This window comes from Ferrovibrio sp. (assembly GCF_017994015.1).
Classification (GTDB): Bacteria; Pseudomonadota; Alphaproteobacteria; order Ferrovibrionales; family Ferrovibrionaceae; genus Ferrovibrio.
In genome coordinates this window covers 1-24,825 of record NZ_JAGOLP010000001.1, presented here as the reverse complement: position 1 = coordinate 24,825, position 24,825 = coordinate 1, and the positions used below count along the sequence as shown (strand labels likewise).

The following is a 24,825-nucleotide window of genomic DNA, read 5'->3' as shown; positions in this document are numbered from 1 at the left end:
CTGACGAAAAGGGGCGGCGCAATCCGCCCCTTTTTTGTTGCCTCAATCCAGCAGCAGGTTTGCTGCCAGCAGCACGGCGATGAGGCCGAGCAGCCAATGCAGTTTGCGGTCTGGGGCTTGCTCAATAACCGGCCGCGGCTCGTCAGCCGCCTCCAGCCGGTCCAGCAGCTTGGGCAGGCGGCGCAAGCTGGCCATGCTATTTAGTATGGCGTCGCGGATTTGCGCTTCCGGCCCCATATGCTCGGCCGCCCAGGCCAGCACCACCGGGCGCGAGGCTTCCCAGAAATTCACAGTCTCATCCAGGCTGCGCGCCACACCTTCCACCGTCACCATGGTTTTTTGCAGCAGCAGCAGATGTGGCTGGGTGCGCATGCCGAAGGTTTCGGTGATCTGGAACAGCTGCGCCAGCAGGCGGCCGATGGAAATTTCCGTCACCGGCTTGCCCAGGATCGGTTCACCGATGGAACGGCAGGCCTGGGCAAAAGCCTCCACGGTGCGCCCATTGGCCGGATCAAGCGGCACATAGCCGGCCTCGATATGCACTTCGGCGGCGCGGCGCCAGTCGCCGGCCAGGAAGGCGCCCAGCATTTCGGCCATGAAGCGACGGGTCGGCATGTCGATGCGGCCCATGATGCCAAAATCAACCAGTTCCAGCCGGCCATTCTCGCCAACAAACAGGTTGCCATGATGCATGTCGGCGTGGAAATAGCCGTCGCGCAGGGCCTGGCGCAGAAACACCTGGATCACGCGCTCGGCCAGTCGCGGCAGGTCATGGCCGGCAGCCAGCAGGGCGGCACGGTCTTCAATCGGAATGCCGGCAATACGTTGCAGCGTCAGCACCCGGCGCGCGGTGCGGTTCCAGTCCGGGCGCGGCACCAGCAGGTCGGCATCGTCGCGGAAATTATCGGCGATTTCAGAAGCCGCAGCGGCTTCCAGGCGCAGATCCATCTCAATCGCCACCTGGGCGGCAATCGCCTGCACCACGGCGCGCGGCCGCAGCCGGTGCATGCCGGGCAGGCAGTCTTCGCTCAGATCGGCAAGCCAGGCGAATAAGGCCAGGTCGCGGGCGAAAGCCGCTTCCACGCCGGGCCGCAGCACTTTCACCGCCAACTTGCTGCCATCCGCTGCTTCGGCAAAATGCACCTGCGCCACGCTGGCCGCTGCCACCGGCTCAGGCTCGAAGCCAACAAACAGGTCATCCAGCCGACCGCCCAATTCGGTCTCGATGCTCGCCTTGGCCTCGCTCCAGGCAAAGGGCGGCAGCTTGTCGCGCAGCCGGCCAAGATCTTCCGCCAGTTCCGGCCCCACCAGATCAGGCCGCACGCTCAGGATTTGCCCCAGCTTGATGAAACTCGGCCCCAATTCGGCCATGGCATTGGCCAGTCTTTCACCCGGCCGCAAGTCGGGCAGGCGCCGGCCGAACAGCCCCTGGAACACGGCCATGCCGGCTTTCAGCATCGGCGGCAAAGGCGCCTCGCGCAGCATGAAAAGGGCATCATGCCGCGCCAGGATGCGGCCGATCTCAAAGAACCGGCCGAGATGGCGCAAACCGCCCGGCATCAGAGCCGCCAGCCCGAATGCATCGCGGCGATGCCGCCGGAAAGATTGCGGTATTTCACCTGGCCGAAGCCGGCAGCGCGGATCATTTCGGCGAAATTTTCCTGATTGGGGAAGCGCCGGATGCTCTCCACCAGATAGCGATACGAATCGCCGTCTTGCGCCACAATCTGGCCGATGCGCGGCAATAGCTGGAAGGAATAAAGATCGTAGAATTTGGCCAGGGCAGGATTGCTCACGGCCGAGAATTCCAGGCACAGGAAACGACCGCCCGGCTTCAGTACGCGCCAGGCTTCGGCCAGGGCCTGCTCGATATGGGTGACATTGCGGATGCCGAAAGCGATGGTATAGGCATCCACGCAACGATCCGGCAGCGGCAGGCTCTCAGCATTCATGCAGGCCCAGGACAGGCGGTCGAGCCGTGCCTGATCGATGGCGCGGCTGCGGCCCTGGCCCAGCATGGCGGCATTGATATCGGCCACCAGGATTTGCGCCTCCGGCGCACGGTCATGGATGCGGAAGGCGATATCGCCGGTGCCGCCGGCCATGTCCAGCACGGTGAGGACGCCGCGCGGATCAAGCCACTCCACCATGGCGTTTTTCCACAAGCGGTGCACGCCAGCCGACATCAGGTCGTTCATCAGGTCGTAGCGCGGCGCCACGCTTTCAAACACCTGGCGCACCAGGCGCACCTTGTCTGCCTCGGGCACCTGGGTGAAGCCGAAATGGGTTTCGCCGCTGCTCTGCGGCCCGCTTTGCTGATCCTGGGTCATGGCCGCAAACCATAGCCGAAACCGGCCCTGCGCGGTATAGACAGAGCCGCATGCCTGAATTGCCCGAAGTCGAAACCACCCGGCGCGGCCTTGCCCTCAAATTGCAGGACCGGCGCATCACCCGCATCGAGGCGCGGCGGCCCGATCTGCGTTTTCCGCTGCCGGCCGATTTCGCCGCTCGTATCCGGGATCGGCAGGTGGAGGCGCTGGAGCGCCGCGCCAAATACATCCTGTTGCGGCTTTCCGGTGGCCTGGTCTGGCTGATCCATCTCGGCATGTCGGGCCGCATGGTGATCCGCCAGGGCTGGCCGAATGATATCGGCCCGCATGACCATGTGATCTTCGGCACCGATGATGGCTGGTCGGTCACCTTCAACGATGCCCGCCGCTTCGGCATGATGGATCTGATCGAAGCCCCGGCCCTGGCCGGCCATAAGCTGCTCGGCAATATCGGGCCGGAACCGCTGGATGATGCCTTCACCCCGGCAGTGCTGATTGCCGCCCTGCATGGCAAACGCACGCCGATGAAGGCGGCCCTGCTGGATCAGCGCGTGGTGGCCGGCCTAGGCAATATCTATGTTTCGGAAGCGCTCTATCGTGCTGGGATTCACCCCGAGCGGTTGGCCGGTTCGGTGGCGCCAAAGCGGCTGGAAAAGCTGGTGCCGGCGATCAAGGATGTGCTGCTGGAAGCGGTTGAGGCCGGTGGTTCCTCCTTGCGCGATTATGTGCAGACCAATGGCGAACTGGGCTATTTCCAGACCCGGTTCCGGGTCTATGACCGCGAAGACCAGCCCTGCCATGCCTGCCAGCGCCCGATCAAGCGCATTGTGCAATCCGGCCGCTCCACCTTCTTCTGCGGCCATTGCCAGAAGTAGGCCAGCCAGGGCGGATTCAGGCCGATTCCCCACCCCGCCGGCTCTTTCCAAACCGGCGCTGAACTGGCATGGTCCGCCGCATGTCGTGTCCCGGCCGGACATCCCGTTCCGCCCTGGCGCTGGCCGTATGCCTCGCTTTGTCCGGGGGCGCGCCGGCGGGTTTTTTTGCAACCATTTTCGGCGTTTCCACAGCTTTTGCGGCGGATATTTTCCTCTCGGTGGCAGAGGATGTGCCGGTGATGCCGGGCCTGGTGGAAGACCGCGCTGCGGCGCTGGTGTTTGACAAGCCGACCGGCCGTATCCTGACCGCCGAGGCACGTGGCAATGTGACGCGCAATGCCGTGCTGGCTTTTTATGCCCAGACCCTGCCGCAGCTTGGCTGGCAGAGCCTGTCGGAAACCCGGTTCCAGCGCGAGGCGGAAATCCTGCGGCTGGAGATCAGTCATCCGGGTGGCGCGCTGACCGTGCGTTTTGAACTGACGCCGCGCCAATAAAAGCAGTCAAATAAGGGAAGAACGATGAGCTACGAAATGATCCTGGTGGAAACGCGCGGCCCGGTGGGCCTGATCACCCTGAACCGGCCGCAGGCGCTGAACGCACTCTGTGCCCAGTTGATGGCTGAATTGTCGGATGCTGTGGATAAGTTCGAGGCCGATGACGGCATCGGCTGCATGGTCATCACCGGGTCGGAAAAGGCCTTCGCGGCCGGCGCCGATATCAAGGAGATGAAGGACAAGAGCTATATCGACGTTTACAGCAGCGATTTCATCACCGCCGGCTGGGAGCGGGTTACGCGCTGCCGCAAGCCGGTGATCGCTGCAGTGGCCGGCTTTGCTCTGGGCGGCGGCTGCGAATTGGCCATGATGTGCGATTTTATCCTGGCGGCGGATAACGCCAAATTCGGCCAGCCTGAGATCAATCTCGGCACCATCCCGGGCGCCGGCGGCACCCAGCGCCTGACCCGCTTTGTCGGCAAATCCAAGGCGATGGAAATGTGCCTCACCGGCCGCATGATGGATGCGGCGGAAGCCGAGCGCGCCGGCCTGGTCAGCCGTGTGGTGCCGAAGGAGCAATTGCTGGATGAGGCGATCAAGGCGGCCAGCCGAATCGCTGAATTGTCGCGCCCGGTGGTGATGATCGCCAAGGAAGCGGTCAACCGCGCCTATGAAACCACGCTCAGCGAGGGTGTGCGGTTTGAGCGCCGGGTGTTCCATTCCACCTTTGCTTTCGAGGACCAGAAAGAAGGCATGGCCGCCTTCGCCGAGAAGCGCAAACCCAGTTTCAAGAACCGGTAAGGCGGCAGAGAGATGGCTCCCAAGACGCGCGCCAAGGCCGCCGAGATGGTGGAAGAACAGTCGCTCGCGCTGCTGCCGGCCGGCCTGCGCGATGTGCTGCCGCCGCGCGCCGATTGGGAGGCATTTGCTTCGGAAAGCCTGCTGGGCAGTTTTGCCGCGCAAGGCTATGCCCGGGTCAAGCCGCCGCTGATCGAGTTTGAGGAAACCTTGCTGGCCGGCTCGGGCCAGGATCTGGCCGGCCAGATGTTCCGGGTGATGGACCCGGTATCGCAGCGCATGATGGGCCTGCGCACCGATATCACCCTGCAAGTGGCGCGTATTGCCGGCAGCCGGCTGAAACTGGCGCCGCGCCCGCTGCGGCTGGCCTATGCCGGCCAGGTGCTGCGGGTGCGCGGCACACAATTGCGACCCGAGCGGCAATTCGCCCAGGCCGGTTTTGAACTGATCGGTGCGGCGGCCCTGGCCGCCGATGTGGAAGTGGCTTTGCTGGCCGCCGAAGCCGTGGCCCGGCTCGGCGTGAAGCATCTGTCGCTGGATATCACCCAGCCTTTGCTGGCGCCGGCCATCATGGCGGCGCATGGCCTGGAGCCGCGCCAGGCCAAGGCGGCGCGCCGTGCGCTGGATCGCAAGGATGCGGCTGAATTGAAGGCCGCTGCCGGCGCGGCCGGGCCTGATCTGCTGCGCCTGCTGGCGCTGGCCGGCCCGGCCCCGGCGGCGATCCAGGGTCTCAAGGCGATGCAGCTATCAGATGCCGCCGCCGCCATCGTTGCCGATCTGGATCGCCTGGTGGCGGAAGTGGCTGCGGCAGCGCCGGATTTGCTGCTCACGCTTGATCCCGGCGAATTCCGCGGGTTCGAGTATCATACCGGCATCAGCTACACGCTGTTTGCCCGCAATGTGCGCGGCGAATTGGGGCGTGGCGGGCGTTATGTCACCCCGGGCGGCGAAACCGCCACCGGCTTCACGCTTTACCTGGACAGCGTGATGCGCGGCCTGCCGGCGATGCCGGCCAAGCCGTTGCTTTATCTGCCATTCGGCACCAGCCATGCCGTGGCGGCGCGGCTGCGTGCTGAAGGTTACAGCACCTGGGCGGCGCTGGAACCGGAGCAAAACCAGCCGCAGCAGGCGGCAAAACAGGCGAATTGCACCCATTGGTGGGACGGTCAGACCGTCTGCGCCGTCTCAGCGTAAGGATTTTCCGATGAGCAATGTAGTTGTGGTGGGCGCCCAGTGGGGCGACGAGGGCAAGGGCAAGATTGTTGACTGGTTGTCCTTGCGCGCCGATGCCGTGGTGCGGTTTCAGGGTGGCCATAATGCCGGTCATACCCTGGTGATTGATGGCGTCACCTACAAGCTGTCGCTGCTGCCTTCGGGCATTGTGCGGCCAGGCAAATTGTCGGTGATCGGCAGCGGCGTGGTGGTGGACCCATGGGCACTGCTGGCCGAGATCGAGAAGCTGCGCGGCCAGGGCGTGGCGATTTCGCCCGAAACCCTCAAGCTGGCTGATAACGCCGTGCTGATCCTGCCGCTGCATCGCGAACTGGATGGTCTGCGCGAGGATGCGGTGGATGCCGGGGTGAAGATCGGCACCACACGGCGCGGCATCGGCCCGGCCTATGAGGACAAGATCGGCCGCCGCGCCATCCGGGTTTGCGACCTAGCTGACAGGCCGATGCTGGAGCGTAAGGTGGACGGCCTGCTGGCGCATCACAATGCGCTGCGCAAAGGCCTGGGCGCGCCGGTGGTGGATCGTGCCGAATTGCTCAAGCAGCTTGAGGAAGTGGCGCTGGGCGTGCTGCCCTATGCCGTGCCGGCCTGGGCCGAGCTTGACGAGATGCGCCGCGCCGGCAAAAGGATTCTGTTTGAAGGTGCGCAAGGCTCGCTGCTGGATGTTGATCACGGCACTTATCCGTTTGTCACCTCGTCCAACACCCTGGCCGGCCAGGCTTCGGCCGGTTCCGGCCTTGGCCCGGGTGCGCTGAATTACATCCTCGGCATCGTCAAAGCCTATACCACGCGGGTTGGCGAAGGCCCGTTTCCCACCGAACTGACCGACGAGATTGGTCAATGGCTCGGCGAGAAGGGCCATGAATTCGGCGTGGTCACCGGGCGCAAGCGGCGCTGCGGCTGGTTCGATGCCGTGCTGGTGCGCCAGACCGTGAAGCTCAATGGCATCCATGGCATCGCGCTGACCAAGCTGGATGTGCTGGATGGCTTGAAGGAAGTGAAGCTCTGCATCGGCTATGAACTGAATGGCAAGCGGCTGGATTATTTCCCCTCCGGCATGGCCGAGCAGGCGGCGGCGCGGCCGATCTACGAAACCATGGAAGGCTGGCAGGATTCGACGCGCGGCGCACGATCCTGGACCCAATTGCCGGGCGAAGCCGTGAAGTATGTCCGCCGCATCGAAGAACTGATCGGTGCGCCGGTGGCCTTGCTCTCCACCAGCCCGGAACGGGATGACACCATCCTGATGAAAGACCCGTTCGAGGATTGATTCGATACGGCGTTGTTTCGCCGCGCATATTTCGTCGCATTGCCCGCCGCTGCTGAACCAGCGGCGCGGCTTTCGCGCAGCAATTGCCGGTATGACCCTAAATTAATCCGTATAACCGGATGCTAACTTTTGTTCCGTCGCCTGGCCTTTAGATTGTCGTGCAACAGCCCGCTTAACCGTAGGAAGTTGCGCAGCGATGCTCAGAACTCAGCAAGCCCAGGACGAACAGCTCAGCATGGCGGATATCGACGATCTGTGCGAAGCCATCTGCCTTGATGCGGTGGAAGCGGCGCAAGCCGCCCGCGCCGGCATCTGGCTGTTTGACGAGGATGGCGCCATGATCTGCCAGCGCCAGTTTGATACGACGCAAGGTGGCTTCAGTCAGGGCCGGGTGATCCCGCAAACCGAGGCGGCGATTTACCTCAAGGCGGCCAGAGATGGTCTGGGTGCCACCGCCACCGATGCGGCGCCGGCCTTGGCCGGTGATGGCAGCAAGCTGCAAAACCGCCTCGATCTTTTGCTGGTGGATAGCAGCAACCAGCCAACCGCGATGTTCTGCTGCGAGCGTGCCGAACAGAGCGGCGATTGGCGCGAGCGTGATATCTATGTGCTGCGCCATCTGGCCCAGGCATTGGGCGGCGCCATTCGCCGCCATGGCGAATACCATGCCGCCGCACAGCAGGCGTCGGATAGCACCGCGGCAGCCGAGCTAAAGGCCGATTGGATGGATGAGGCGGAAACCGATCTGGATGCCGCTCTCGGCGCAGCGGCGCGGGAAATGCCGCGCCGTCTGCATTGATTACGGCGTTGGGCTGATGCCGTCGCGGATCGCGGCTTCGCGCACCGCCTTCTGCACCTTTTCGAAGGCCCGTACTTCGATCTGGCGCACCCGTTCGCGGCTGATATTGTAGCGCGCTGACAGGTCTTCCAAAGTCGCCGGCTCGTCAATCAGTCGGCGCTGGACCAGGATATCGCGTTCGCGCTCGTTGAGCGTGGCCATGGCGCTGCCGAGCAACTTGTTGCGGGCGGCAAATTCCTGGCCTTCAGCCAGCCGGGTTTCCTGGCTCGGGGTTTCATCCACCAGCCAGTCCTGCCATTGCGCATCGCCGTCTTCGTCGCCACGCAACGGCGCATTCAGGCTGCTATCCGGGCCGGCCAGGCGGCGATCCATCGAGATCACCTCCTCGCGCGCCACATCCAGCTGGGTGGCGATGGCTTCCACCTGCTCGGGCGTAAGCTGGCCGCCATCAATCGCCTTCATCTGGCCGCGGATGCGGCGCAGGTTGAAAAACAGCTTCTTCTGCGCGGCGGTGGTGCCGATTTTCACCAGCGACCAGGAGCGCAGGATATATTCCTGGATCGAGGCGCGAATCCACCACATGGCATAAGTGGAGAGGCGGAAACCCCGATCCGGGTCATAGCGCTTCACCGCCTGCATCATGCCGATATTACCCTCGGCGATCAGCTCGCCCAGCGGCAGGCCATAGCCGCGATACCCCATGGCGATCTTGGCCACCAGCCTCAGATGGCTGGTCACCAGCTTATGCGCCGCCTCCACGTCTTCACGCTCACGCCAGGCCTTTGCCAGCATGAATTCCTCTTCCGGCGCCAGCATGGGAAAGCGGCGGATTTCGGACAGATAGCGGGTCAGCCCGCCATCGGCGGATATGGAAGGTAAAACAAGGCTGCGTGACATGGTGGTATCAACTCCCCCGGCCGGGTTGTCCCCGGGCGTTGTCGTGGATGTGGTATCGGGTCGTGCCATATTCAATATCTGAGCGGGCGAATGCGGCGGAATTGCGGCACCTCCAGCCTGCGCCTGCCCGAATGCCAAAACCTTGATCCGCGTCACATCCTGGGCGATTCAGGCGCAGGAATCAGGCCTGTGGCGGGGCAATACCCATCATCCAGGGGCCGAAAGCCATGCCGACCAGGATCATGTTGATGCCCGCCGCATCGCCCAGCGGCAGCAGCAGGCCCTCCAGCTCGTAATAGCGGCCATCATTATATTCCCGCCGCTGCACCCGGCGCGGCACGCCGCCCTGCACCAGATTGGTATAGCTTTGCTTCAGCTTGGCGGCAAATTCGGCACCAGGAAAATCCTCGGTATAGCGGCCGGTCAGGTCCATGCCGCTATGCGCCACGGCATCCACGCCATAAACCCGGTAGCGGAACCGGAAATCGCCGCCAGGCTGCGGCAGCACATCCACCAGCATGATCGAACCAAGCAGATAGGCAAAATCCAGCGGATCGATATCGCCACGTGCCGGCATGGCGCGTTTGCCGCGCCGGTCGAGCCAATAGGCCAGCAGGCGGCGCAGACGCGGATCGACCAGGGACAGGGAGGCAGCGGTATCGTCTGACATTGCTTTGTTAGTCTACCGTAGCATTGCCGATATTTCCGCTATAATCCGCCAGGATGGTTGAGATGGCGGCGGGAGGGTGCCATGCGTATAAGGAATATCGTCGCCGGTGGCGCGGTATTGCTGATGGCGCAGATTTGGGCCGGTGCGGCCCAGGCGCAGGTGGCGGTGAGCAAGGAAAGCCTCAGTTTCACCAGCCCGTCGCGCAGCGGCCCGGTTAGTGTGACTGCCGAATTGTTTTTGCCTGAAGCGCCTGCCGGCACAAGGCTGCCGGCCATGCTGCTGATCCATGGCAGTGGCGGCGTTACCGATGCCAGGGAATATGCCTATGCGCGGGAATTCAGCGCCATGGGCGTGGCCTCGATTGTGCCGGATAGTTTCACCCCGCGCGGGGTGAAAAGCACCGTCGCGGATCAGAGCACGGTGAGCACCAATGACATGCTCAATGATGCCTTCAATGCGCTGAAACTGGCGGCACAGCATCCGCGGCTTGATCCGGCGCGCATTGGCATTGCCGGCTTTTCCAAGGGCGGCAGCGTGGCCTTGCGTGCTGCGCTGCACCTGATGGCCGAGCGCCATGCCCGAAACGGGCCGCGCTTTGCGCTGCATGTGCCATTTTATCCGGGTTGCGACACACATTATTATGATACGCGCACCACCGGAGCGCCGATCCTGATGCTGATGGGGGCGGCGGATACCTATGTCGGCACCGAAAACTGCATGATTATTGCCACAGCGCTGAAAGCCGCCGGCGCCAAGCTTGAAACCATGATCTATCCCGGTGCCCAGCATGGCTGGGATGGCAGCGCGCCGCCCTGGAGCCAGGCGAATGGTGAGAACTGGAGCAAATGCTTTTTTGTCCAGCAGGCGGATCTGAGTTGGGTGGAGCAGACCTCCGGCATCAAGACTGCCGGTCCCGATGGCCGGCCAAATGCCGATGCACCCAAGGCCCTGGCGCAATGCCGCACACTCGGAGTCAGCGGTGGCGCCAATGCGGCGGTGCGGGCTGAGGCTCTGGCGGCACTGAAGCAGGCCATGCGCCAGGCATTCAGCCTGCCGTGAGGGCCGCCAGCAAGTCGGCGAAATCTGCCGGCAGCGGGCTTTCAAAGCGTAAATCAGCGCCGGTTACCGGGTGCACAAAGCCCAAGCTGGCGGCATGCAATGCCTGGCGCTGGAAACCCGCCAGGGCATCGCGCGCCGCGCCGCCCAGCTTCAATGCTTTCAGGCTGCGCGCCCGGCCATAAACCGGATCACCCACCAGGGCATGGCCCTTGCTGGTGAGGTGCACGCGGATCTGATGTGTGCGGCCGGTTTCCAGCCGGCAGCGGATCAGCGCCGCATAGGGCTGGCCCGCAGCATCGCGGAAGGTCCGCTCTACGGCATAATGTGTCACGGCTGGTTTGCTATTGCGGGCGGTGGTGTTGTCGCCGCGCACCGCCATGCGTTTGCGGTCGCGCGGGTCGCGGCCGATGGCGCCTTCGATGCGGCCTTGCAGCGGATTGGGCAGGCCCCAGACCAGCGCCTGGTATTCGCGCTCGATGTCATGGCGGGCAAACAGCTCCGCCAGGCCATGATGCGCGGCATCGGTCTTGGCCGCCACCAGCAGGCCGGAAGTGTCCTTGTCAATGCGGTGTACGATGCCGGGGCGCTTCACGCCGCCGATGCCGGCCAGGCTGTCGCCGCAATGATGCAGCAGGGCATTCACCAGCGTGTGGTCCGGGTTGCCCGGTGCCGGATGCACCACCAGGCCGGCTGGCTTGTCGATCACGATCAGATGCGCATCCTCGAACACCACATTGAGCGGCATGTCCTGCGCCAATGGCTCGGCGCTGGCGGCTTCTGGCGCATGCAGTTGATACACATCGCCCGGTTTGATCTTGTGCGAGGGGTCGGCTATCGTCGCATCGCCCAGCCGGACATGGCCCTGCTCGATCAGGGCTTTCAGCCGCGACCGGGAAAAGTCCAGTGCCTCGGCCAGATAGCGGTCGAGTCTGGCGCCTGCCCGTTCGGGCGGCACCGGCGGCGCGGCATTGATGGACCCGGTGTTGATAGGAATGGGATCAGACACGACATGGCAGTTGATGAGCAGGAGACTGACCCCAGATTACGCTGGCTGAAGCCGCTCGTCATCGGCTTGAGTGTGCTGTTCGTGGCCATGTTGCTGGCGGTGATCGTGGCGATGGTGACCGGCGTGCCACAACGCCGGGCGGCGGAAACCACGGCGGCCAAGCTGGTGCCGGCGCCGGCTGCACCCGCCATGCTGGCCGAGCAGGTGCTGAACCTGCCGCGCAACAGCCGGGTGGCCGATGTTTTTGCCAGCGGCGAACGCATCATCCTGCGCGTGCGGCTGGCCGATGGCACCGAGCGCTTGTTTGCCCTGCATGGCCAGACCCTGAACCCGATCGGCCAGCTCACCATCCAGATCGAGCGCTGATGCAAGCGCTGCTGTTGCCGCAGGCCTGTGCCGCCGAGCTTGCCGCGTTGGCCCAGGCGGCCTATCCGCTGGAAGCCTGCGCCCTGCTGGTGGGGGTGGATGCCGCCGTCACCCGCATTGTGCCGGCGCCGAATGTGGCCGAGCAGCCAGAGCGAAGCTTCGAGATCGATCCCGGCACGCAGATCCGCCTGCGCCGCGCGCTGCGTGAGACAGGCGGGCAGGAATATCTGCTGGGCCATTGGCACAGCCATCCCGATGGCTGGGCCGAACCTTCCGCCACCGATGCAGCGATGATCCATGAGCCGGCGCTGATCTGGCTGATTTCCGCTGTCACCACTGCCGGTGCCTCGGCGCCGGCCGCTTTCCTTCCCCAAGCCGATGGCAAGAGTTTCTCGCCGCTGGCGCTGCATATCGATTGAGGCTTCGCATCATGGATTTCCGTTCCGACAATGTGGCCGGTGCCGCGCCGGAGATTTTTGCCGCCCTACAGGCCGCCAATAGCGGCAATGTTGCCTCTTATGGTGCGGATCAGATCAGCCATGATCTGGATGCGCGGTTTTCGGCCCTGTTCGAAACCGAATGCCGGGTGTTTCCGGTTGCCACCGGCACTGCCGCCAATGCCCTGGCGCTGGCCGCGCTCTGCCCGCCCTATGGCGCCATCTATTGCCACCAGGAAAGCCATATCCAGGTGGATGAATGCAACGCGCCGGAAGCTTTCACCAGCGGCGCCAAGCTGGTGGCGCTCGGGGGCGCCAATGGCAAGATCGACAGCGAGGCGCTGGAACGTGCGCTTGGCATGGGCTGGCGCGGCACGCAGCATCATCCGCAGCCCAGCGCGCTCAGCCTGACCCAGGCCACCGAGGCCGGCACGGTCTACAGCCCGGCGGAAGTGGCCGCGCTGGCCGGGCTGGCGCAGCAGCATGGCCTGCATGTGCATATGGACGGCGCGCGCTTTGCCAATGCCATCGTGTCGCTGAATGCGTCTGCCGCCGATCTGACCTGGCGTGCCGGCGTGGATGTGCTCAGTTTCGGTGCCACCAAGAATGGCGCGCTGGCGGCCGAGGCGGTGGTGTTCTTCAAGCCGGCGCTGGATAAGGGCCTGGCCGATAGTTTCCTGTTCCGCCGCAAACGCGCCGGGCATCTGTTTTCCAAGATGCGTTTCCTGTCGGCGCAGCTTGCCGCCATGCTGGATAACGATCTCTGGCTGCGGCTGGCGCGGAATGCCAATGCGCGGGCGCTGCAACTGGCCGATGGCCTGGCCGCCCTGCCCGGGGTCAGCATCGCCTATCCGGTGCAGGCCAATGAGGTGTTTGTGGTGCTGCCCGAGCCATTGCGCCAGGCTTTCCAGGCCGCCGGCATCCTGTTTCATCCCTGGAGCGATGATGGCTCGCTGTGCCGTTTTGTCTGCGCCTTCGACAAGACCGAGGCCGAGGTGGCGCGGTTGCTGGAGATTGCCAATACGCTAGCCTAGCTGCCAGGGCGCCTGCGGCGTGAAGCGCTCGGCGAGGAAATCGACAAAGCGGCGCACCTTGGCGGCCAGGTGTTTGCGCGCCGGGTAAACCGCGTGGATGGCCCAGCTCTGCGGCGCCAGATATTCCCGCAGGATCGGCACCAGCTCGCCCTGGCGGATCGCCTGATGCACCAGAAAATCCGCCGTATAGCCGATGCCCAGGCCGGCCAGCACCAGGCGGTAGAGCGCATCGCCGCTATCGGATGACACCACGCCCGGCAGCATGGTCATGCGCACGCTGCCATCCGGCTGCACGAGCGGCCAATTGTTGATCAACGGCACATTGGTGCTCAGCACGGCACGATGGCCCTCGGCCAGATCGGCCGGGGTGAGCGGCGTACCATGGCGCGCCAGATAGGCCGGTGCGGCGCAGATCATGCGGGTATGCGCGCCCAGCCGCCGCGCCACCAGGCCCTCGTCGCGCAGGTTGCCCAGGCGGATGCCCACATCATCGCCTTCGGCCATCAGGTCAACGATGCGGTCGGAGAATTTGAGCTGCACTTCCACCTGGCCATAGCGGGCGCAGAAATCCGGGATCAGCGGCACAATCTGCGCCATGCCGAAGCCATGCGCCACATTCACCCGCAACAGGCCGCGCGGCTCGCGCTCGGCGCCGCCGATGCCGGCCTCCATGGCCTCGATATCGGCCACAATCTCGCGCGCCTGATCGTAATAGCCGCGCCCTTCATGGGTCAGGCTGATGCGCCTTGTGGTGCGTTGCAGCAGCCGGGCGCCAAGCCGGTCTTCCAGCCGGGCGATCTGTTTCGATACCGCCGAAGGCGTCATATGCAGGCTGGCGGCGGCAGCGGAAAAGCCGCCGCTATCCACCACGCGCAGGAAACACTCCATCTCGGCCAGCTTATCCATGGGATTAAGTCCTGTGGTTCATTAATTGCTGAAAATTATCCATATTATTTCCGATGTTGCAATGCGGTATAAATCGTCTTGCCACCCCCAGACAGGCACCCCAACAAGGAGGTCAGCCATGAACCGGATTTATTTTGAGACCAACGACCGTTATGTCGCCCGCGCCCGCCAGTTGCGCGCCGAGGCGATGCAAGACCTGCTTGCCGGCCTGCGGGCCTGGTTTGTCGGCCTGTTCGCCGCCAGGCCGGAAACCGCCACAGCGCATGGCTTCCGCAATCTCGGCCATTTGCAGCCGGAGTAAATCCATAAGCCACGGTTGCCTCGCGGCGCTTGCCGCCAGCCCGCTTGCGCGTTAGCTGATAGCTAGAGCGTGATGACATCATATTGATGCACTACGTTTCGTCTGGAGGCGGTAGCCCACTAGGAGAAGCGCGCAAGCAGGTACCTTGCGGTACCTGCAAGCGTTTCGACGACGTGGATGCCGCCTCCAGACGAAACCCTGCGGGCCGGGTAAATTTGGCCTTCGGGTGCGTCGCGCGGCTTGCCCGTAGTCCCACTACGCGCTGCGCCGCGCTCCTTCCCGAAGACCAAATTTACCTCGGCGTAGTGCATCAATATGATGTCATCAAGCTCTAATCAGCCGCGAGGAAAACCGATGTTTGCTTTGCCCAGCCTGTTCATCAGCCATGGCGCCCCCACCACGGCCCTGGTCGATTCGCCGGCGCATCGTTTTCTGTTGGGCCTGAGCCAGGCGGTGCCGCAAAAGCCGCGCGCCATCCTGGCGGTTTCGGCGCATTGGGAAACCGCCGAGCCGCGCCTGGGCGCTGCACAAAAGCCGCAGACCATCCACGATTTCTACGGTTTTCCGGCGCCGCTTTATCAATTGCAGTATCCCGCGCCGGGCGATCCGGCGCTGGCGGCCGAGATCGCCGCCTTGCTCCAGGCCGCCGGCTTTCAGGCAGCCACCGATGCCGGCCAGGGTCTGGACCATGGCGCCTGGACACCCTTGCTGCTCGGTTTCCCCGCCGCCGATATCCCGGTGCTACAGCTTTCGGTGCAGTCGGCGCGTGATCCGGCACATCATTATGCGCTCGGCCAGGCGTTGCGACCGCTGCGCCAGCAGGGTGTGCTTGTGATGGCCTCGGGTTCGCTGACCCATAACCTGCGCGAACTGGATCGCCGCGGTGCCGCCGCCCCGGTGCAGCCCTGGGCCAGCGGCTTTGCCGATTGGGTCTATGAAGCCCTAACCCAGCGTCGCGACCAGGATATGCTGGACTATCGCCGCCTGGCGCCGGAAGCGCAGCGCAACCATCCCACCGACGAGCATTTCCTGCCGCTCTTTGTGGCGCTTGGCGCCGCCAGCCCGGACCAGCCGGCCGAGCGGCTGCATAGCTCAATGGAATTCGGCGCCCTGTCGATGGATAGCTACCGCTTCGCCTGAGCCGGCTTTCAGGCGATTTTCAGCTCACGCTCCAGCACCTGCAAGGCATCGTTGCCGCCATTCCGCCGGCTGGCGGTGGCATGCACAATCTCGCATGCGCCGTTCAGGATAAAAAATTGCGGCGTGAAATTCGGGAAGCCGTAGCTGCCGCCCGGCACCGCTGCCACAGGCGGTTTTGCCGCCATGCCGGAATCGGAAAACGGCATGGTGAAGCGCCGCCCGGCCCAGGCAACTCCCTTGTCATAGGCGTCCAGCAGGTTCAGCAGCACCAGGCTGAATTTCGGATTGTCCTTATATTTCTTGTAATACCATTCCATATTGACCAGATCGTCAGCACAGATCGGACACCATGAGGCCCAGAGATAGACAAAGCTGATCGTGCCGGACAATTGATGGATGCTGCGCTTTTCGCCGCTGGGATCGCGGTAGATTACATCGGGGAAAATGTCGCCAAAACGCAGGCCGATATCCCGGGCGGCGGCTGGCCGGATAAATGTCGCGCCGAGCAGCGAAGCCGGCAAGGCTTGCAGCAGCAGGCGCCGGTCGATGCCTGAAAGAGTGGTTTGCTGACGGAAACGGTGTGACATGGCATCCCCCGCTGGATTCTGAGCCTTTGCACAACCCTGGATATGGAGGCTATCGCGGATTTCGCCTGCGTCAATCGGATTCGGCGGGTGGTTGCCTTGTACTCCGCGACTTCCCGTTCAGCCCGGCCTCTGCCATAAGCGGGGCATGAGCCTCTATCGCGCCATTGCCACGGTTGGCGGCCTCACCATGGTGAGCCGGGTATTCGGCTTTGCCCGCGATCTGATGATTGCGCGCTATCTGGGTGCCGGCATCATGGCGGATGCGTTTTTTGTCGCGCTGAGGCTGCCGAATTTTTTCCGCTCGCTGTTTGCCGAAGGCGCCTTCACCGCCGGCTTTTTGCCGCTTTATTCAGAGATACTGGCCAGGGGGGGGCGTTCGGCGGCGCGTGCCTTTGCCGAAGCGGCTTTGGCCTGGCTGTTGCTGGTTTTGCTGCTGTTCAGTGTGGCGGCGCAGCTTTTCATGCCGCTGCTGATGCTGGGCCTGGCGCCGGGTTTCCAGGACGAGCCGGCGCGCTTTGCGCTTTCCGTGGAATATACCCGGATCACCTTTCCTTACCTGCTGTTCATCAGCCTGGCGGCGCTCTATGGCGCGGTGCTGAACGGCCTGGGCAAATTCGCCGCCTTTGCCGCCACACCGATCCTGCTCAATCTCACCATGCTGCTGGCTTTGCCGCTGCTAACCCCGGTGTTGGGCAATGCCGGCCTGGCGCTGGCCTGGGGCACTTTTGCTGCCGGTCTGGTGCAATTCCTGTGGCTGGCCTGCTGGGCCGGGCGGGATGGCTTTTCGCTCCGGCTTAGGCTGCCGCGCCGTTCTGCGCCGGTGCTGCGGCTGTTCAAGCTGGTGCTGCCGGCGGCGATCGGGGCCGGCGCCACCCAGGTCAATCTGGTGATCGGCGTCATCCTGGCCTCGCTGCTGCCGGCCGGCGCGGTGTCGTATCTATTCTATGCCGACCGCATCAACCAGCTTGCCGTGGGCGTGGTCGGCGTGGCGATTTCCACCGCCTTGCTGCCGATGCTGTCGCGCCATATCGCCCAGGGCGAGGCCGAGGCGGCACTGACGCAGCAGAACCGAGCGCAGGAATTTGCCCTGCTGCTGGCTTTGCCGGCGATGGTGGCTCTGCTGGTGGTGCCATATCCGATCATCTCGGTGCTGTTTGAGCGCGGAGAGTTCGATGCCGCCACCGCACGCGCCACCGCCGATGCCTTGCTGGCCTATGCCATTGGCCTGCCGGCCTATATCCTCAATCGTACACTCACCCCCGGCTTCCATGCCCGGCAGGATACCACCACGCCGGTGCGCATCGCCTTTGGCATCATCGCCATCAACCTGGCGCTGTCGCTGCTGCTGATGCCCTGGCTTGGCCATGTCGGCCTGGCGCTGGCCACGGCGCTGGCGGCCTGGGTCAATACCGCCTTGCTGGGCTGGCTGCTGCTGCGCCGGCGCCAATGGTATATGGATGCAAGGCTGAAACGCCGCGGCTGGCGCATTCTGCTGGCCGCCCTGGCGATGGGGCTGGCGCTGTGGGGCCTGAACCGCGCCCTGCTGCCCTGGTATGGCCAGGGTGAAGCCTGGCGCATCGCCGCCCTGGTGCTGCTGGTGCTGGGCGGCATGCTGGTCTATCTCGGCGCCGCCCTGGCTTTTGGCGCCACCCGGCCGGCAGAATGGCGCAGCCTGCGGCGACGTTAGACCGGCCTGACAGCGGCATTGACTGGCCCCATTGACTGGCGCTGGTTGAGCGGCGATAACCCGGCGTCACTTTCCCGAACGGGATTGTTTTCCCTCACCGGCGCCGTTCCACCGGCGCCACCATTTCAGGGTTTATCATGGCCTTCCAACGGCGCATCTTTTCGGGCATCCAGCCCTCAGGCAACCTGCATCTCGGCAATTACCTCGGCGCCATCCGCAATTGGGTGGCGTTGCAGAATGAATTTGAGTGCATCTTCTGCATGGTCGACATGCATGCCATCACGGTGTGGCAGGATCCGGCCGATCTGGTGCGTTCGACCCGCGAACTGGCCGCCGCCATGATCGCTTCCGGCATCGATGCCGAGCGCAACACGCTGTTTAACCAGAGCCAGAATCCGGATCATGCCACCCTGGCCTGGGTGTTCAACTGCGTTGCCCGCATGGGCTGGATGAACCGCATGACGCAGTTCAAGGAAAAAGCCGGCAAGGACCGCGAGAATGTTTCGCTCGGCCTGTTTGCCTATCCGGCGCTGATGGCCGCCGACATCCTGGCCTACAAGGCCACCCATGTGCCGGTGGGCGAGGACCAGAAGCAGCATCTGGAACTGGCGCGCGACATCGCGCAGAAGTTCAATCACGATTACGGGCGCGAGGTTTTCCCGCTCACCGAGCCGCAGATTTTCGGCACCGCCACCCGGGTGATGAGCCTGCGCGACGGCCAGAAGAAAATGTCGAAATCCGATCCGTCGGACCAGTCGCGCATCAACCTGACCGACACGGCCGACGCCATTGCTGACAAGATCAAGCGCGCCAAGACCGATCCGCTGCCGTTGCCGGAAACGGTTGAGGAACTGGCCGGCCGGCCCGAGGCCGACAACCTGATGGGCATCTATGCCGCGCTCAAGGGTGTGGCGCTGGACGCCGCCGTGGCGGAATTCGCCGGCAAGGGCTTTGCCGATTTCAAGCGCGGTCTGACCGAGGTGGCGGTGGCGCATCTGGCGCCGATCACCCAGGAGATGCGCCGGCTGATGGACGATCCGGCCTATGTCGACGGCGTGCTCAGGCGCGGCGGCGAGCGGGCGCGCGAACTCTCCGCCCCGGTGCTGCGCGAAGTGTATGATGTGGTGGGCTTCTTGCGCCCATAGGGCACGCACCCAATATAAGTCGGGTTCGTTTTCGGAAAGGAATCGACCATGACGGTCTCGTCGCGGCAATGGCTGACCTGGGGTGCCGCAGCCCTGGTTGTGATTTTTGGGCTGTATTACCCGGTCGGCATGCTGCTGACGCACAAGATCGACGACCGCCTGGATTACGAGGCCAGCGTGGCGGCGGAAGCCGGCGGCAGCCGCGCCGTCGCCATGTCGGCGGCGCTGATCGAGCGCGAGGTGCAGCAGAATGGCTGGGTCGCCAATGACCCGTTCTTCATGCCCGGCTCGATGCTCGACAACATGCCGAATTTCCAGCTCGGCATCATCCATGCTTTGGGCCGATTCGGCTTTGAGCTGGTGGATCAGCTTGGCCGCACCCGCGGCTCCAGCCAGACCGACAGCGACCTGCAGGAAGCCGCCGGCCTGCTGCAATATTCCGGCACCAAGTGGTTCTTCGATTTTTCCACGTCGTTTCTGCCGACGGCAAAATCGGAAGAGCAATATATGAAGGCGCAGCGCGCGCTGCTGAAATACAATACCCGTCTGGCCCAGGGCCAGGCCATCTTCGAGCGCCGCAGCGATAATCTGCTTTCGGCCATGGATCGCATCGCCATCGATCTCGGTTCCTCCTCGGCGGCGCTGGATCGCCGCATCATCGAGGGCTCCCTGCTGTGGTATGATGGCCAGTCGGATGATCTGTTCTATTCGATCAAGGGGCAGGCTTATGCCTATTACCTGATCCTGCGCGAGTTGAAGCAGGATTACGCCAATATCGTGCGTGACAAGGAATTGTCCGGCACCTGGGATCAGATGCTTGAATCCTTGGCCGCCGCCGCCGCGCTCAAGCCGCTGGTGGTGGTGAATGGCAAAACCGATGGCCTGCTGCTGCCCAACCACCTGTCTTCAATGGGCTTCCATATCCTGCGCGCCCGGGCGCAAATCCGCGAAGTCTCCAATATTCTGCTCAAGTAATGCGGGCTTGCCAGTTGGCCCGCTGCAATGCCAAGCTGTAGCCTATGAGTGAAACCCAGCGAGACAGCGCCGCCGCGCCGCGCCGCCAGAAATTCCTGGTGGTGGTGGATGATACGGCCGAATCCCGGGTGGCCCTGCGCTATGCCACGCGCCGCGCCCGCAATATCCATTGCGGCGTGGTGCTGCTGCGCGTGGTCGAGCCGGTGGATTTTAATCAATGGGCCGGCGTGGCTGAGATCATGCGCCAGGAAGCCTATGAGGGCGCCGAGAGCCTGCTGCGGCAACTGGCCGAGCAGGTCAATCTCGAATCCGGCCTGCTGCCGGAAGTCTCGATCCGCGAAGGCAAGGCCAAGGACGAGGTGCTGAAGCTGGTGGAGGAAGACCCCGGCATCCGCATGCTGGTGCTGGCCGCCGCCCCGGGCAACGAACCCGGCCCGCTGGTCACGGCGCTGGCCGGCCAGATGGTGGGGAATCTCAGTTTCCCGATCACCCTGGTGCCCGGCACGCTCACCGACGAGCAGATCGACCGCATCACCTGAGGCTCAGGCGCTCTCGCCAGCCGGCTCCTTGCTGTATTCGCAAACCAGCCGTTCTGTTGGCACGCCGTGCAGTTCGCGTGGCTGGCGCACGCCGCGCAAGGCATGGAAGCCGAGCGATTCGAGGCCGGCTTCGGGCAGCATGCGGGCGAAGCTGTCGGATGTCACCAGCGGCCGGCTGAGCATCTTGGTGGCGGCCTCGACCCGGGCGACTTCGTTGACGGCGCGGCCGATCACGGTGAAATCCAGCCGGTCCTTGGCGCCGATATTGCCGAACATCACCTGGCCGAGATGCAGCCCGATGCCGGCGCGCAAAGGCTGCTGCCCGGCCGCCACCCGCGTCTCATTCAGTTCAGCCAGGGCGCCGAAGGCGCCACAGGCGGCTTCCAGGGCGCGCTGGCAGGCATGGGCGCGCGGATCGATGCCGGGCGGGGTGTTTTCCGGGTCAACCCGGAAAATCGCCAGCAGGCCGTCGCCGATGAATTTCAGCACCTCGCCTTCATGCTGCTGCACCGGGCGGGCCATTGCCTCAAAGTAGTCATCCAGAACAGTTATAACCTCCTGGTTGTCGAGGCGGTCAGACATGGCGGTGAAGCCGCGTAAATCAGAGAGCCAGATCGCGGCCTCCACCTCAAAACCCCGGCCGCGATGGAAATTGCCTTTCAGCACCCGTTTGGCCGGGGCGCGGCCGAGATAGGTGATCAGCAGGTCGCGGGTCATGCGCCGGCTGGCCTCGATCTCCAGCCGCAGCGCCACCAGCGGCATCAATTCCATCAGATAGCTTAGTTCGGCCGGGCTGAAGCCGCCGGGCCGGTCGGTGGTGAAGCTGGCAAAGCTGACATTGCGCGGCCGGTCGGGCGATTGGCTGCCGAAGCCCGGCCCCTGGGTGAAGCGCATCGGCAGCGCCAGGTAATCAGTGGCGCCGATGGCAAGCAGGTCGGGCAGGATGCCGAAATCCATCGGCGCATCCGGGATGTCGAGCCGGCGGCGGATCGCGGCGGCGCCCTGGTGGATCGCCCAGACCGGTGAATTGAGGTATTCCTCGCTGGTGGTCACGTCATGGCCCACACTGGCCACCTCAACCGGCTCGCCGCGCCGCCAGATGAAGCCGCGCGACAGCACCTGCGGATGCATCGAGGGCAAAGCCGAAGTTACCCGCAGCAGCGGGATGCCTTCCTCGATCAGTTTTTCGATGAAGCCGGCAAAGAGCTGCTCCATCGGCATGCTCTCGCCGCCATGATCGGTCAGCCAGCGCGCCGCCGGGGTCAGTTCAATGCGCGAATCGGGCCAGCTTTGCAGCCGGGTCACAGCCAGGGCTTCAGACATTCACGTCCCCTTGTCTCGACAGGACAGGGCCGGTTATCCGGAAAACTATCCACATGCCATTTTAATCTTTCGTAAACAGGTCGATATTATGAAAGATAATTTCGTCGACCTGTGCCCTTCGACGATTCTCTACTTGATATTTGCGAACCCGCTGACCAATTTCCAGGGACGTTTCGCCTCGGCGCCGAAATTTGATCGTGTATTTGATCCTCGGCCGGGCGGAGACGCAACATGATTGGAGCGGGTGATGTTCATCCAGACTGAAACCACGCCGAACCCGGCGACACTGAAGTTCCTGCCCGGCCGGGATGTCCTGGCTGTGGGTACGGCCAACTTCCGTGACGCGGAGGCGGCGAAAGTTTCTCCGCTGGCGACCCGCCTGTTTGCCATCCAGGGTGTCGACGGGGTTTATCTCGGCCTCGACTTCGTCACCGTGACCAAGGCGGACTGGATCGAGTGGTCGGCGCTCAAGGCGCCGGTGCTCGGCGCCATCATGGAGCATTTCATCATCGGCCTGCCGGTGATGGACGATGCCGCCGCAGCGGCAGACGCTGATGATGAAGTATATGATCCCGCCGACCAAGAGGTGGTGGGGCAGATCAAGGAATTGATCGAAACGCGGGTTCGTCCCGCCGTGGCGCAGGATGGCGGCGATATCGTCTTCCGCGGCTTCCAGCGCGGAGTCGTGCTTCTGCATATGCAGGGTTCCTGTGCCGGCTGCCCGAGTTCAACCGCCACGCTGAAGCATGGCATTGAGAACATGCTGCGGCATTACGTGCCGGAAGTGACGGAAGTCCGGGCCGTTTGAGTTAGCGGCCGGCGGCATTTTTTTTTTGCCGGACGGCCATTTTTTGGTTCCTGTTGGGGAATCGCACACAAGGGCGGCGCCTGGCGTCGAACCCGAGCGGCCATGTTTTTGCCGCGATCACGGCTCGGTTTTGCCGTGATTTTTCGGGCAGATGCCGGAGTTGAAACTGTGGAGGTGCCCATGATGGCGGATATTGACCGCTCACGATCAGACGACCGTAGCCTGCTGGGTCTGGGCTCGGACGTACGCATGGTACTGGCTGGTATCGGTTTGCTGCTGGGCGTTGGCCTGGCCGGCGGCATTGGTGCCGGCGTACTTTCAAGCCAGATTGAGGAGGCGCGCGCCCCCGAGGTGGAGGCGCGCCCGGTGATGCTCAGCGAGACCGTGCAGGAAGCCTGGCAGCGCCTGTCGCATCTGGCGCAGATGGAATGGCGCCTGCCGGCCAGTGTGGTGGCGCGCCAGGCCGACAAGCCGGCCGACAAGGCCGAGGCTGCCGACAAGGTGGCCGCCGATGCCGAGCCGCAACTGGCCAGCCTGCCCATGGTGCCGCCGGAAGTGGCGCAGCGCCGCCTGGCCGAAGCCAAGGCGCTGTCGCCGCATCGCAGCGCGGTGCGCGCCGAAGCCGAGCGCACCGTGGATGCCATGCTGCGCCGCTTCGAGAATGAAGGCTTTGACCTGACCGAAGCGCGCAGCGGCGGCCCCAGCCTGGAAGTGCCGCGTATTTTCCTGGCCCGGCTGCCGATTGATATTGCCGATGTGAATCTGACCGAAAAGCGCAAACGCGCCTTCATCAAGGTGATGCTGCCGCATATCCTGCGCGAGAATGAGCGTATCCAGGAAGACCGCGACCGCCTGTTCAAATTGCGCGAACGGCGTGATTCCGGCCTGCCGCTGCGGCCGCGTGACGAAGCCTGGCTGGCCGATCTGTCGCAGCGTTATGCCCTCGACGAGCCGGAAATTGACGAGATGCTGCTGCGCGTCGATATCATTCCGCCGGCCCTGGCGCTGGCGCAGTCGATTGAGGAATCGGGCTGGGGCACCTCGCGCTTCGCCCTGCTCGGCAATGCGGTCTATGGCCAATGGACCTGGAATCCGGGCACCGGCATCGTGCCGGAAAACCGCCCCGATGGCGAAAAATACGAAGTGCTGCGCTTTGCCAGCCTGGATCAATCGGTGGCGGCTTATATGCGCAACCTGAATTCCAAGAGCAGCTACCGCGAATTCCGCGAGCAGCGTGCCAAATTACGGCAGCGCGAGCAGAGCCTGGATGGCTACAGCCTGGCAGCGAATCTGCACCGCTATTCAGTGCGCGGCAACGATTATATCCGCACCTTGCGCTCGATCATGCGGTCCAACGACCTGGAAATCTTTGACAGCGCCCGCCTTGGCGACGAGCCGGCGCCGATGTTCAGCGGCCTGGATTTCTTCCAGAAGGGCTAAGGCCCAGGCCGGGGCATCCCTTGCGGTGCCGTGATCGCGGACAATATATTAATAACGTCAAACTTGGTGACCCGCCTGGTGTACCGTGTAAACGGCTGTCCTGGCTGGGCCGGAGGATTTAGCATCATGATCTCGCGTCTTGTCTCTTCGTCTGCCAGCCGATTCGGCCTGGTGGCCGTGCTGGCTCTGTCGCTCGCAGCTTGCGAAGGCGGTGGCCAGGGCGGTGCCAACAAGGAAAATGTCGGCACCCTGCTCGGCGGCATTGGTGGCGCCGTACTTGGCGCGCAATTCGGCAAGGGTGCCGGCCAGTTGGTCGGTGTTGCCGCCGGTGCGCTGGCGGGCGCTTATCTCGGCAACCAGATCGGCTCCTCGCTCGACAAGGCTGACCGCGCCCAGATGGAACAGGCCAGCACACGCGCCAGCACGGCGCCGATTGGCCAGCAGATTTCCTGGCGCAACCCCGATAGCGGCAATTCCGGCACCATCACCCCCACCCGCGAGGGCACCTCGGGGGCCGGCGAATATTGCCGCGAATACCAGCAGAGCGTCACTGTGGGCGGCAAGACCGAACAGGCTTATGGCACCGCCTGCCGCCAGCCCGATGGCAGCTGGCGTGTGGTGAAATAGGCCAGGCCGATTTGGCCGGGGTGAGCAGGATGTGGCCATATCGGCCCGGGCGCAGGTATTCCGCTGCCGCCCTGGCCGCGCT

Annotated in this window: 27 protein-coding genes; 19 read left to right on the top strand and 8 right to left on the bottom strand. The window is 63.9% G+C overall.

The genetic code is table 11. The annotated features are described in order from the left end of the window. Positions 1–42: 42 nt before the first annotated feature. On the bottom strand, positions 43–1,560 hold the full coding sequence (ubiB, locus tag KBB36_RS00135; RefSeq protein ID WP_290975271.1) for a 2-polyprenylphenol 6-hydroxylase: 1,518 nt from the start codon (positions 1,558–1,560) through the stop codon (positions 43–45). Then, positions 1,560–2,330: a bifunctional demethylmenaquinone methyltransferase/2-methoxy-6-polyprenyl-1,4-benzoquinol methylase UbiE gene (gene ubiE / locus KBB36_RS00130; RefSeq protein WP_290975269.1), complete on the bottom strand. Its 771-nt coding sequence runs from the start codon at positions 2,328–2,330 to the stop codon at positions 1,560–1,562. The genes ubiB and ubiE overlap by 1 nt, the downstream gene beginning before the upstream one ends. 50 nt (positions 2,331–2,380) lie before the next feature. On the opposite strand from ubiE, the gene mutM reads away from it, so the two are divergent. The 6 genes from mutM to KBB36_RS00100 all read left to right on the top strand — a co-directional run bounded on the left by mutM (position 2,381) and on the right by KBB36_RS00100 (position 7,796). After that, positions 2,381–3,205, top strand: a complete 825-nt coding sequence (mutM, locus tag KBB36_RS00125; RefSeq protein ID WP_290975267.1) for a bifunctional DNA-formamidopyrimidine glycosylase/DNA-(apurinic or apyrimidinic site) lyase — start codon at positions 2,381–2,383, stop codon at positions 3,203–3,205. Between the two features lie 218 nt (positions 3,206–3,423). Next, the gene (locus KBB36_RS00120) at positions 3,424–3,699 is read left to right on the top strand and encodes a hypothetical protein (protein ID WP_290975265.1); all 276 of its coding nucleotides are present in this window, start codon (positions 3,424–3,426) and stop codon (positions 3,697–3,699) included. A gap of 24 nt (positions 3,700–3,723) precedes the next feature. Beyond that, positions 3,724–4,500 carry an enoyl-CoA hydratase gene (locus KBB36_RS00115; protein WP_290975263.1) on the top strand — a complete coding sequence of 259 codons (777 nt, stop codon included), beginning with the start codon at positions 3,724–3,726 and terminating at the stop codon, positions 4,498–4,500. Positions 4,501–4,512: 12 nt separating this feature from the next. Beyond that, positions 4,513–5,691: an ATP phosphoribosyltransferase regulatory subunit gene (locus KBB36_RS00110; RefSeq protein ID WP_290975261.1), complete on the top strand. Its 1,179-nt coding sequence runs from the start codon at positions 4,513–4,515 to the stop codon at positions 5,689–5,691. A gap of 10 nt (positions 5,692–5,701) precedes the next feature. Next, the gene (locus KBB36_RS00105; protein WP_290975259.1) at positions 5,702–6,997 is read left to right on the top strand and encodes an adenylosuccinate synthase; all 1,296 of its coding nucleotides are present in this window, start codon (positions 5,702–5,704) and stop codon (positions 6,995–6,997) included. 196 nt (positions 6,998–7,193) lie between these two features. Next, on the top strand, positions 7,194–7,796 hold the full coding sequence (locus KBB36_RS00100; RefSeq protein WP_290975257.1) for a GAF domain-containing protein: 603 nt from the start codon (positions 7,194–7,196) through the stop codon (positions 7,794–7,796). On the opposite strand, the gene rpoH is transcribed toward KBB36_RS00100, so the two are convergent. Beyond that, entirely contained in the window at positions 7,797–8,693 is an 897-nt protein-coding gene (rpoH, locus tag KBB36_RS00095; RefSeq protein ID WP_290975255.1) for an RNA polymerase sigma factor RpoH, read from the bottom strand. Between the two features lie 181 nt (positions 8,694–8,874). Continuing rightward, a complete protein-coding gene (locus tag KBB36_RS00090; protein WP_290975253.1) occupies positions 8,875–9,363 on the bottom strand; it encodes a PAS domain-containing protein in 489 nt (162 codons plus the stop codon). A gap of 81 nt (positions 9,364–9,444) precedes the next feature. On the opposite strand from KBB36_RS00090, the gene KBB36_RS00085 reads away from it, so the two are divergent. Beyond that, on the top strand, positions 9,445–10,422 hold the full coding sequence (locus KBB36_RS00085) for a dienelactone hydrolase family protein (protein ID WP_290975252.1): 978 nt from the start codon (positions 9,445–9,447) through the stop codon (positions 10,420–10,422). Here KBB36_RS00085 and KBB36_RS00080 read toward each other — a convergent pair. Then, positions 10,409–11,428, bottom strand: coding sequence for an RluA family pseudouridine synthase (locus KBB36_RS00080; protein ID WP_290975250.1), 1,020 nt, complete (start codon positions 11,426–11,428; stop codon positions 10,409–10,411). The two genes, KBB36_RS00085 and KBB36_RS00080, sit on opposite strands and share 14 nt — an antisense overlap. A 3-nt stretch (positions 11,429–11,431) precedes the next feature. On the opposite strand from KBB36_RS00080, the gene KBB36_RS00075 reads away from it, so the two are divergent. Genes KBB36_RS00075 through KBB36_RS00065 form a run of 3 tightly spaced genes read left to right on the top strand, consistent with a single transcriptional unit; the run spans position 11,432 to position 13,265 of the window. Then, positions 11,432–11,794: a hypothetical protein gene (locus KBB36_RS00075; RefSeq protein WP_290975248.1), complete on the top strand. Its 363-nt coding sequence runs from the start codon at positions 11,432–11,434 to the stop codon at positions 11,792–11,794. Beyond that, complete coding sequence (locus tag KBB36_RS00070; protein ID WP_290975246.1) at positions 11,794–12,213, top strand: M67 family metallopeptidase; 420 nt, start codon at positions 11,794–11,796, stop codon at positions 12,211–12,213. Before KBB36_RS00075 ends, KBB36_RS00070 begins: the two co-directional genes overlap by 1 nt. A gap of 11 nt (positions 12,214–12,224) precedes the next feature. Beyond that, entirely contained in the window at positions 12,225–13,265 is a 1,041-nt protein-coding gene (locus KBB36_RS00065; protein ID WP_290975244.1) for a low specificity L-threonine aldolase, read from the top strand. Here the strand turns inward: KBB36_RS00065 and KBB36_RS00060 are convergent. After that, positions 13,257–14,171: a LysR family transcriptional regulator gene (locus KBB36_RS00060; RefSeq protein ID WP_290975242.1), complete on the bottom strand. Its 915-nt coding sequence runs from the start codon at positions 14,169–14,171 to the stop codon at positions 13,257–13,259. The two genes, KBB36_RS00065 and KBB36_RS00060, sit on opposite strands and share 9 nt — an antisense overlap. Positions 14,172–14,289: 118 nt before the next feature. Here KBB36_RS00060 and KBB36_RS00055 point away from each other — a divergent pair, with 118 nt between their 5' ends. Together KBB36_RS00055 and KBB36_RS00050 are read left to right on the top strand one after the other, a co-directional pair. After that, the gene (locus tag KBB36_RS00055) at positions 14,290–14,472 is read left to right on the top strand and encodes an RSP_7527 family protein (RefSeq protein WP_290975240.1); all 183 of its coding nucleotides are present in this window, start codon (positions 14,290–14,292) and stop codon (positions 14,470–14,472) included. A 354-nt stretch (positions 14,473–14,826) separates the two neighbouring features. Next, positions 14,827–15,612: a class III extradiol ring-cleavage dioxygenase gene (locus tag KBB36_RS00050; protein ID WP_290975238.1), complete on the top strand. Its 786-nt coding sequence runs from the start codon at positions 14,827–14,829 to the stop codon at positions 15,610–15,612. An 8-nt stretch (positions 15,613–15,620) separates the two neighbouring features. On the opposite strand, the gene KBB36_RS00045 is transcribed toward KBB36_RS00050, so the two are convergent. Next, a complete protein-coding gene (locus tag KBB36_RS00045) occupies positions 15,621–16,199 on the bottom strand; it encodes a redoxin domain-containing protein (protein WP_290975236.1) in 579 nt (192 codons plus the stop codon). 145 nt (positions 16,200–16,344) lie between these two features. On the opposite strand from KBB36_RS00045, the gene murJ reads away from it, so the two are divergent. From murJ to KBB36_RS00025, 4 genes are all read left to right on the top strand, one after another. Next, positions 16,345–17,886, top strand: a complete 1,542-nt coding sequence (gene murJ / locus KBB36_RS00040) for a murein biosynthesis integral membrane protein MurJ (protein WP_290975234.1) — start codon at positions 16,345–16,347, stop codon at positions 17,884–17,886. A gap of 137 nt (positions 17,887–18,023) precedes the next feature. Further along, positions 18,024–19,031, top strand: a complete 1,008-nt coding sequence (trpS, locus tag KBB36_RS00035; RefSeq protein ID WP_290975232.1) for a tryptophan--tRNA ligase — start codon at positions 18,024–18,026, stop codon at positions 19,029–19,031. A 48-nt stretch (positions 19,032–19,079) separates the two neighbouring features. After that, positions 19,080–20,006, top strand: coding sequence for a DUF2333 family protein (locus KBB36_RS00030; RefSeq protein WP_290975230.1), 927 nt, complete (start codon positions 19,080–19,082; stop codon positions 20,004–20,006). Positions 20,007–20,050: 44 nt separating this feature from the next. After that, complete coding sequence (locus KBB36_RS00025) at positions 20,051–20,545, top strand: universal stress protein (RefSeq protein ID WP_290975228.1); 495 nt, start codon at positions 20,051–20,053, stop codon at positions 20,543–20,545. Between the two features lie 3 nt (positions 20,546–20,548). On the opposite strand, the gene KBB36_RS00020 is transcribed toward KBB36_RS00025, so the two are convergent. After that, entirely contained in the window at positions 20,549–21,868 is a 1,320-nt protein-coding gene (locus tag KBB36_RS00020; RefSeq protein ID WP_290975226.1) for an adenylate/guanylate cyclase domain-containing protein, read from the bottom strand. Between the two features lie 247 nt (positions 21,869–22,115). Between KBB36_RS00020 and KBB36_RS00015 the strand changes: the two genes are divergently transcribed. The 3 genes from KBB36_RS00015 (at position 22,116) to KBB36_RS00005 (ending at position 24,743) form a co-directional block, all read left to right on the top strand. Further along, positions 22,116–22,676 (top strand): NifU family protein, encoded by a 561-nt coding sequence (locus tag KBB36_RS00015; protein WP_290975224.1) that lies wholly within the window; start codon positions 22,116–22,118, stop codon positions 22,674–22,676. A 180-nt stretch (positions 22,677–22,856) separates the two neighbouring features. Next, positions 22,857–24,116, top strand: coding sequence for a glucosaminidase domain-containing protein (locus KBB36_RS00010; protein ID WP_290975222.1), 1,260 nt, complete (start codon positions 22,857–22,859; stop codon positions 24,114–24,116). Positions 24,117–24,242: 126 nt separating this feature from the next. Beyond that, entirely contained in the window at positions 24,243–24,743 is a 501-nt protein-coding gene (locus KBB36_RS00005; RefSeq protein WP_290975221.1) for an RT0821/Lpp0805 family surface protein, read from the top strand. Positions 24,744–24,825 lie beyond the last annotated feature (82 nt).

Coding starts and splice junctions, on each gene's coding strand:
- ubiB (WP_290975271.1), bottom strand. CDS start 1,560: ATGCCGGGCGGTTTGCGCCATCTCGGCCGGTTCTTTGAGATCGGCCGC.
- ubiE (WP_290975269.1), bottom strand. CDS start 2,330: ATGACCCAGGATCAGCAAAGCGGGCCGCAGAGCAGCGGCGAAACCCAT.
- mutM (WP_290975267.1), top strand. CDS start 2,381: ATGCCTGAATTGCCCGAAGTCGAAACCACCCGGCGCGGCCTTGCCCTC.
- KBB36_RS00115 (WP_290975263.1), top strand. CDS start 3,724: ATGAGCTACGAAATGATCCTGGTGGAAACGCGCGGCCCGGTGGGCCTG.
- KBB36_RS00110 (WP_290975261.1), top strand. CDS start 4,513: ATGGCTCCCAAGACGCGCGCCAAGGCCGCCGAGATGGTGGAAGAACAG.
- KBB36_RS00105 (WP_290975259.1), top strand. CDS start 5,702: ATGAGCAATGTAGTTGTGGTGGGCGCCCAGTGGGGCGACGAGGGCAAG.
- KBB36_RS00100 (WP_290975257.1), top strand. CDS start 7,194: ATGCTCAGAACTCAGCAAGCCCAGGACGAACAGCTCAGCATGGCGGAT.
- rpoH (WP_290975255.1), bottom strand. CDS start 8,693: ATGTCACGCAGCCTTGTTTTACCTTCCATATCCGCCGATGGCGGGCTG.
- KBB36_RS00090 (WP_290975253.1), bottom strand. CDS start 9,363: ATGTCAGACGATACCGCTGCCTCCCTGTCCCTGGTCGATCCGCGTCTG.
- KBB36_RS00085 (WP_290975252.1), top strand. CDS start 9,445: ATGCGTATAAGGAATATCGTCGCCGGTGGCGCGGTATTGCTGATGGCG.
- KBB36_RS00075 (WP_290975248.1), top strand. CDS start 11,432: ATGGCAGTTGATGAGCAGGAGACTGACCCCAGATTACGCTGGCTGAAG.
- KBB36_RS00070 (WP_290975246.1), top strand. CDS start 11,794: ATGCAAGCGCTGCTGTTGCCGCAGGCCTGTGCCGCCGAGCTTGCCGCG.
- KBB36_RS00065 (WP_290975244.1), top strand. CDS start 12,225: ATGGATTTCCGTTCCGACAATGTGGCCGGTGCCGCGCCGGAGATTTTT.
- KBB36_RS00060 (WP_290975242.1), bottom strand. CDS start 14,171: ATGGATAAGCTGGCCGAGATGGAGTGTTTCCTGCGCGTGGTGGATAGC.
- KBB36_RS00055 (WP_290975240.1), top strand. CDS start 14,290: ATGAACCGGATTTATTTTGAGACCAACGACCGTTATGTCGCCCGCGCC.
- KBB36_RS00050 (WP_290975238.1), top strand. CDS start 14,827: ATGTTTGCTTTGCCCAGCCTGTTCATCAGCCATGGCGCCCCCACCACG.
- KBB36_RS00045 (WP_290975236.1), bottom strand. CDS start 16,199: ATGTCACACCGTTTCCGTCAGCAAACCACTCTTTCAGGCATCGACCGG.
- murJ (WP_290975234.1), top strand. CDS start 16,345: ATGAGCCTCTATCGCGCCATTGCCACGGTTGGCGGCCTCACCATGGTG.
- trpS (WP_290975232.1), top strand. CDS start 18,024: ATGGCCTTCCAACGGCGCATCTTTTCGGGCATCCAGCCCTCAGGCAAC.
- KBB36_RS00030 (WP_290975230.1), top strand. CDS start 19,080: ATGACGGTCTCGTCGCGGCAATGGCTGACCTGGGGTGCCGCAGCCCTG.
- KBB36_RS00025 (WP_290975228.1), top strand. CDS start 20,051: ATGAGTGAAACCCAGCGAGACAGCGCCGCCGCGCCGCGCCGCCAGAAA.
- KBB36_RS00020 (WP_290975226.1), bottom strand. CDS start 21,868: ATGTCTGAAGCCCTGGCTGTGACCCGGCTGCAAAGCTGGCCCGATTCG.
- KBB36_RS00015 (WP_290975224.1), top strand. CDS start 22,116: ATGTTCATCCAGACTGAAACCACGCCGAACCCGGCGACACTGAAGTTC.
- KBB36_RS00010 (WP_290975222.1), top strand. CDS start 22,857: ATGATGGCGGATATTGACCGCTCACGATCAGACGACCGTAGCCTGCTG.
- KBB36_RS00005 (WP_290975221.1), top strand. CDS start 24,243: ATGATCTCGCGTCTTGTCTCTTCGTCTGCCAGCCGATTCGGCCTGGTG.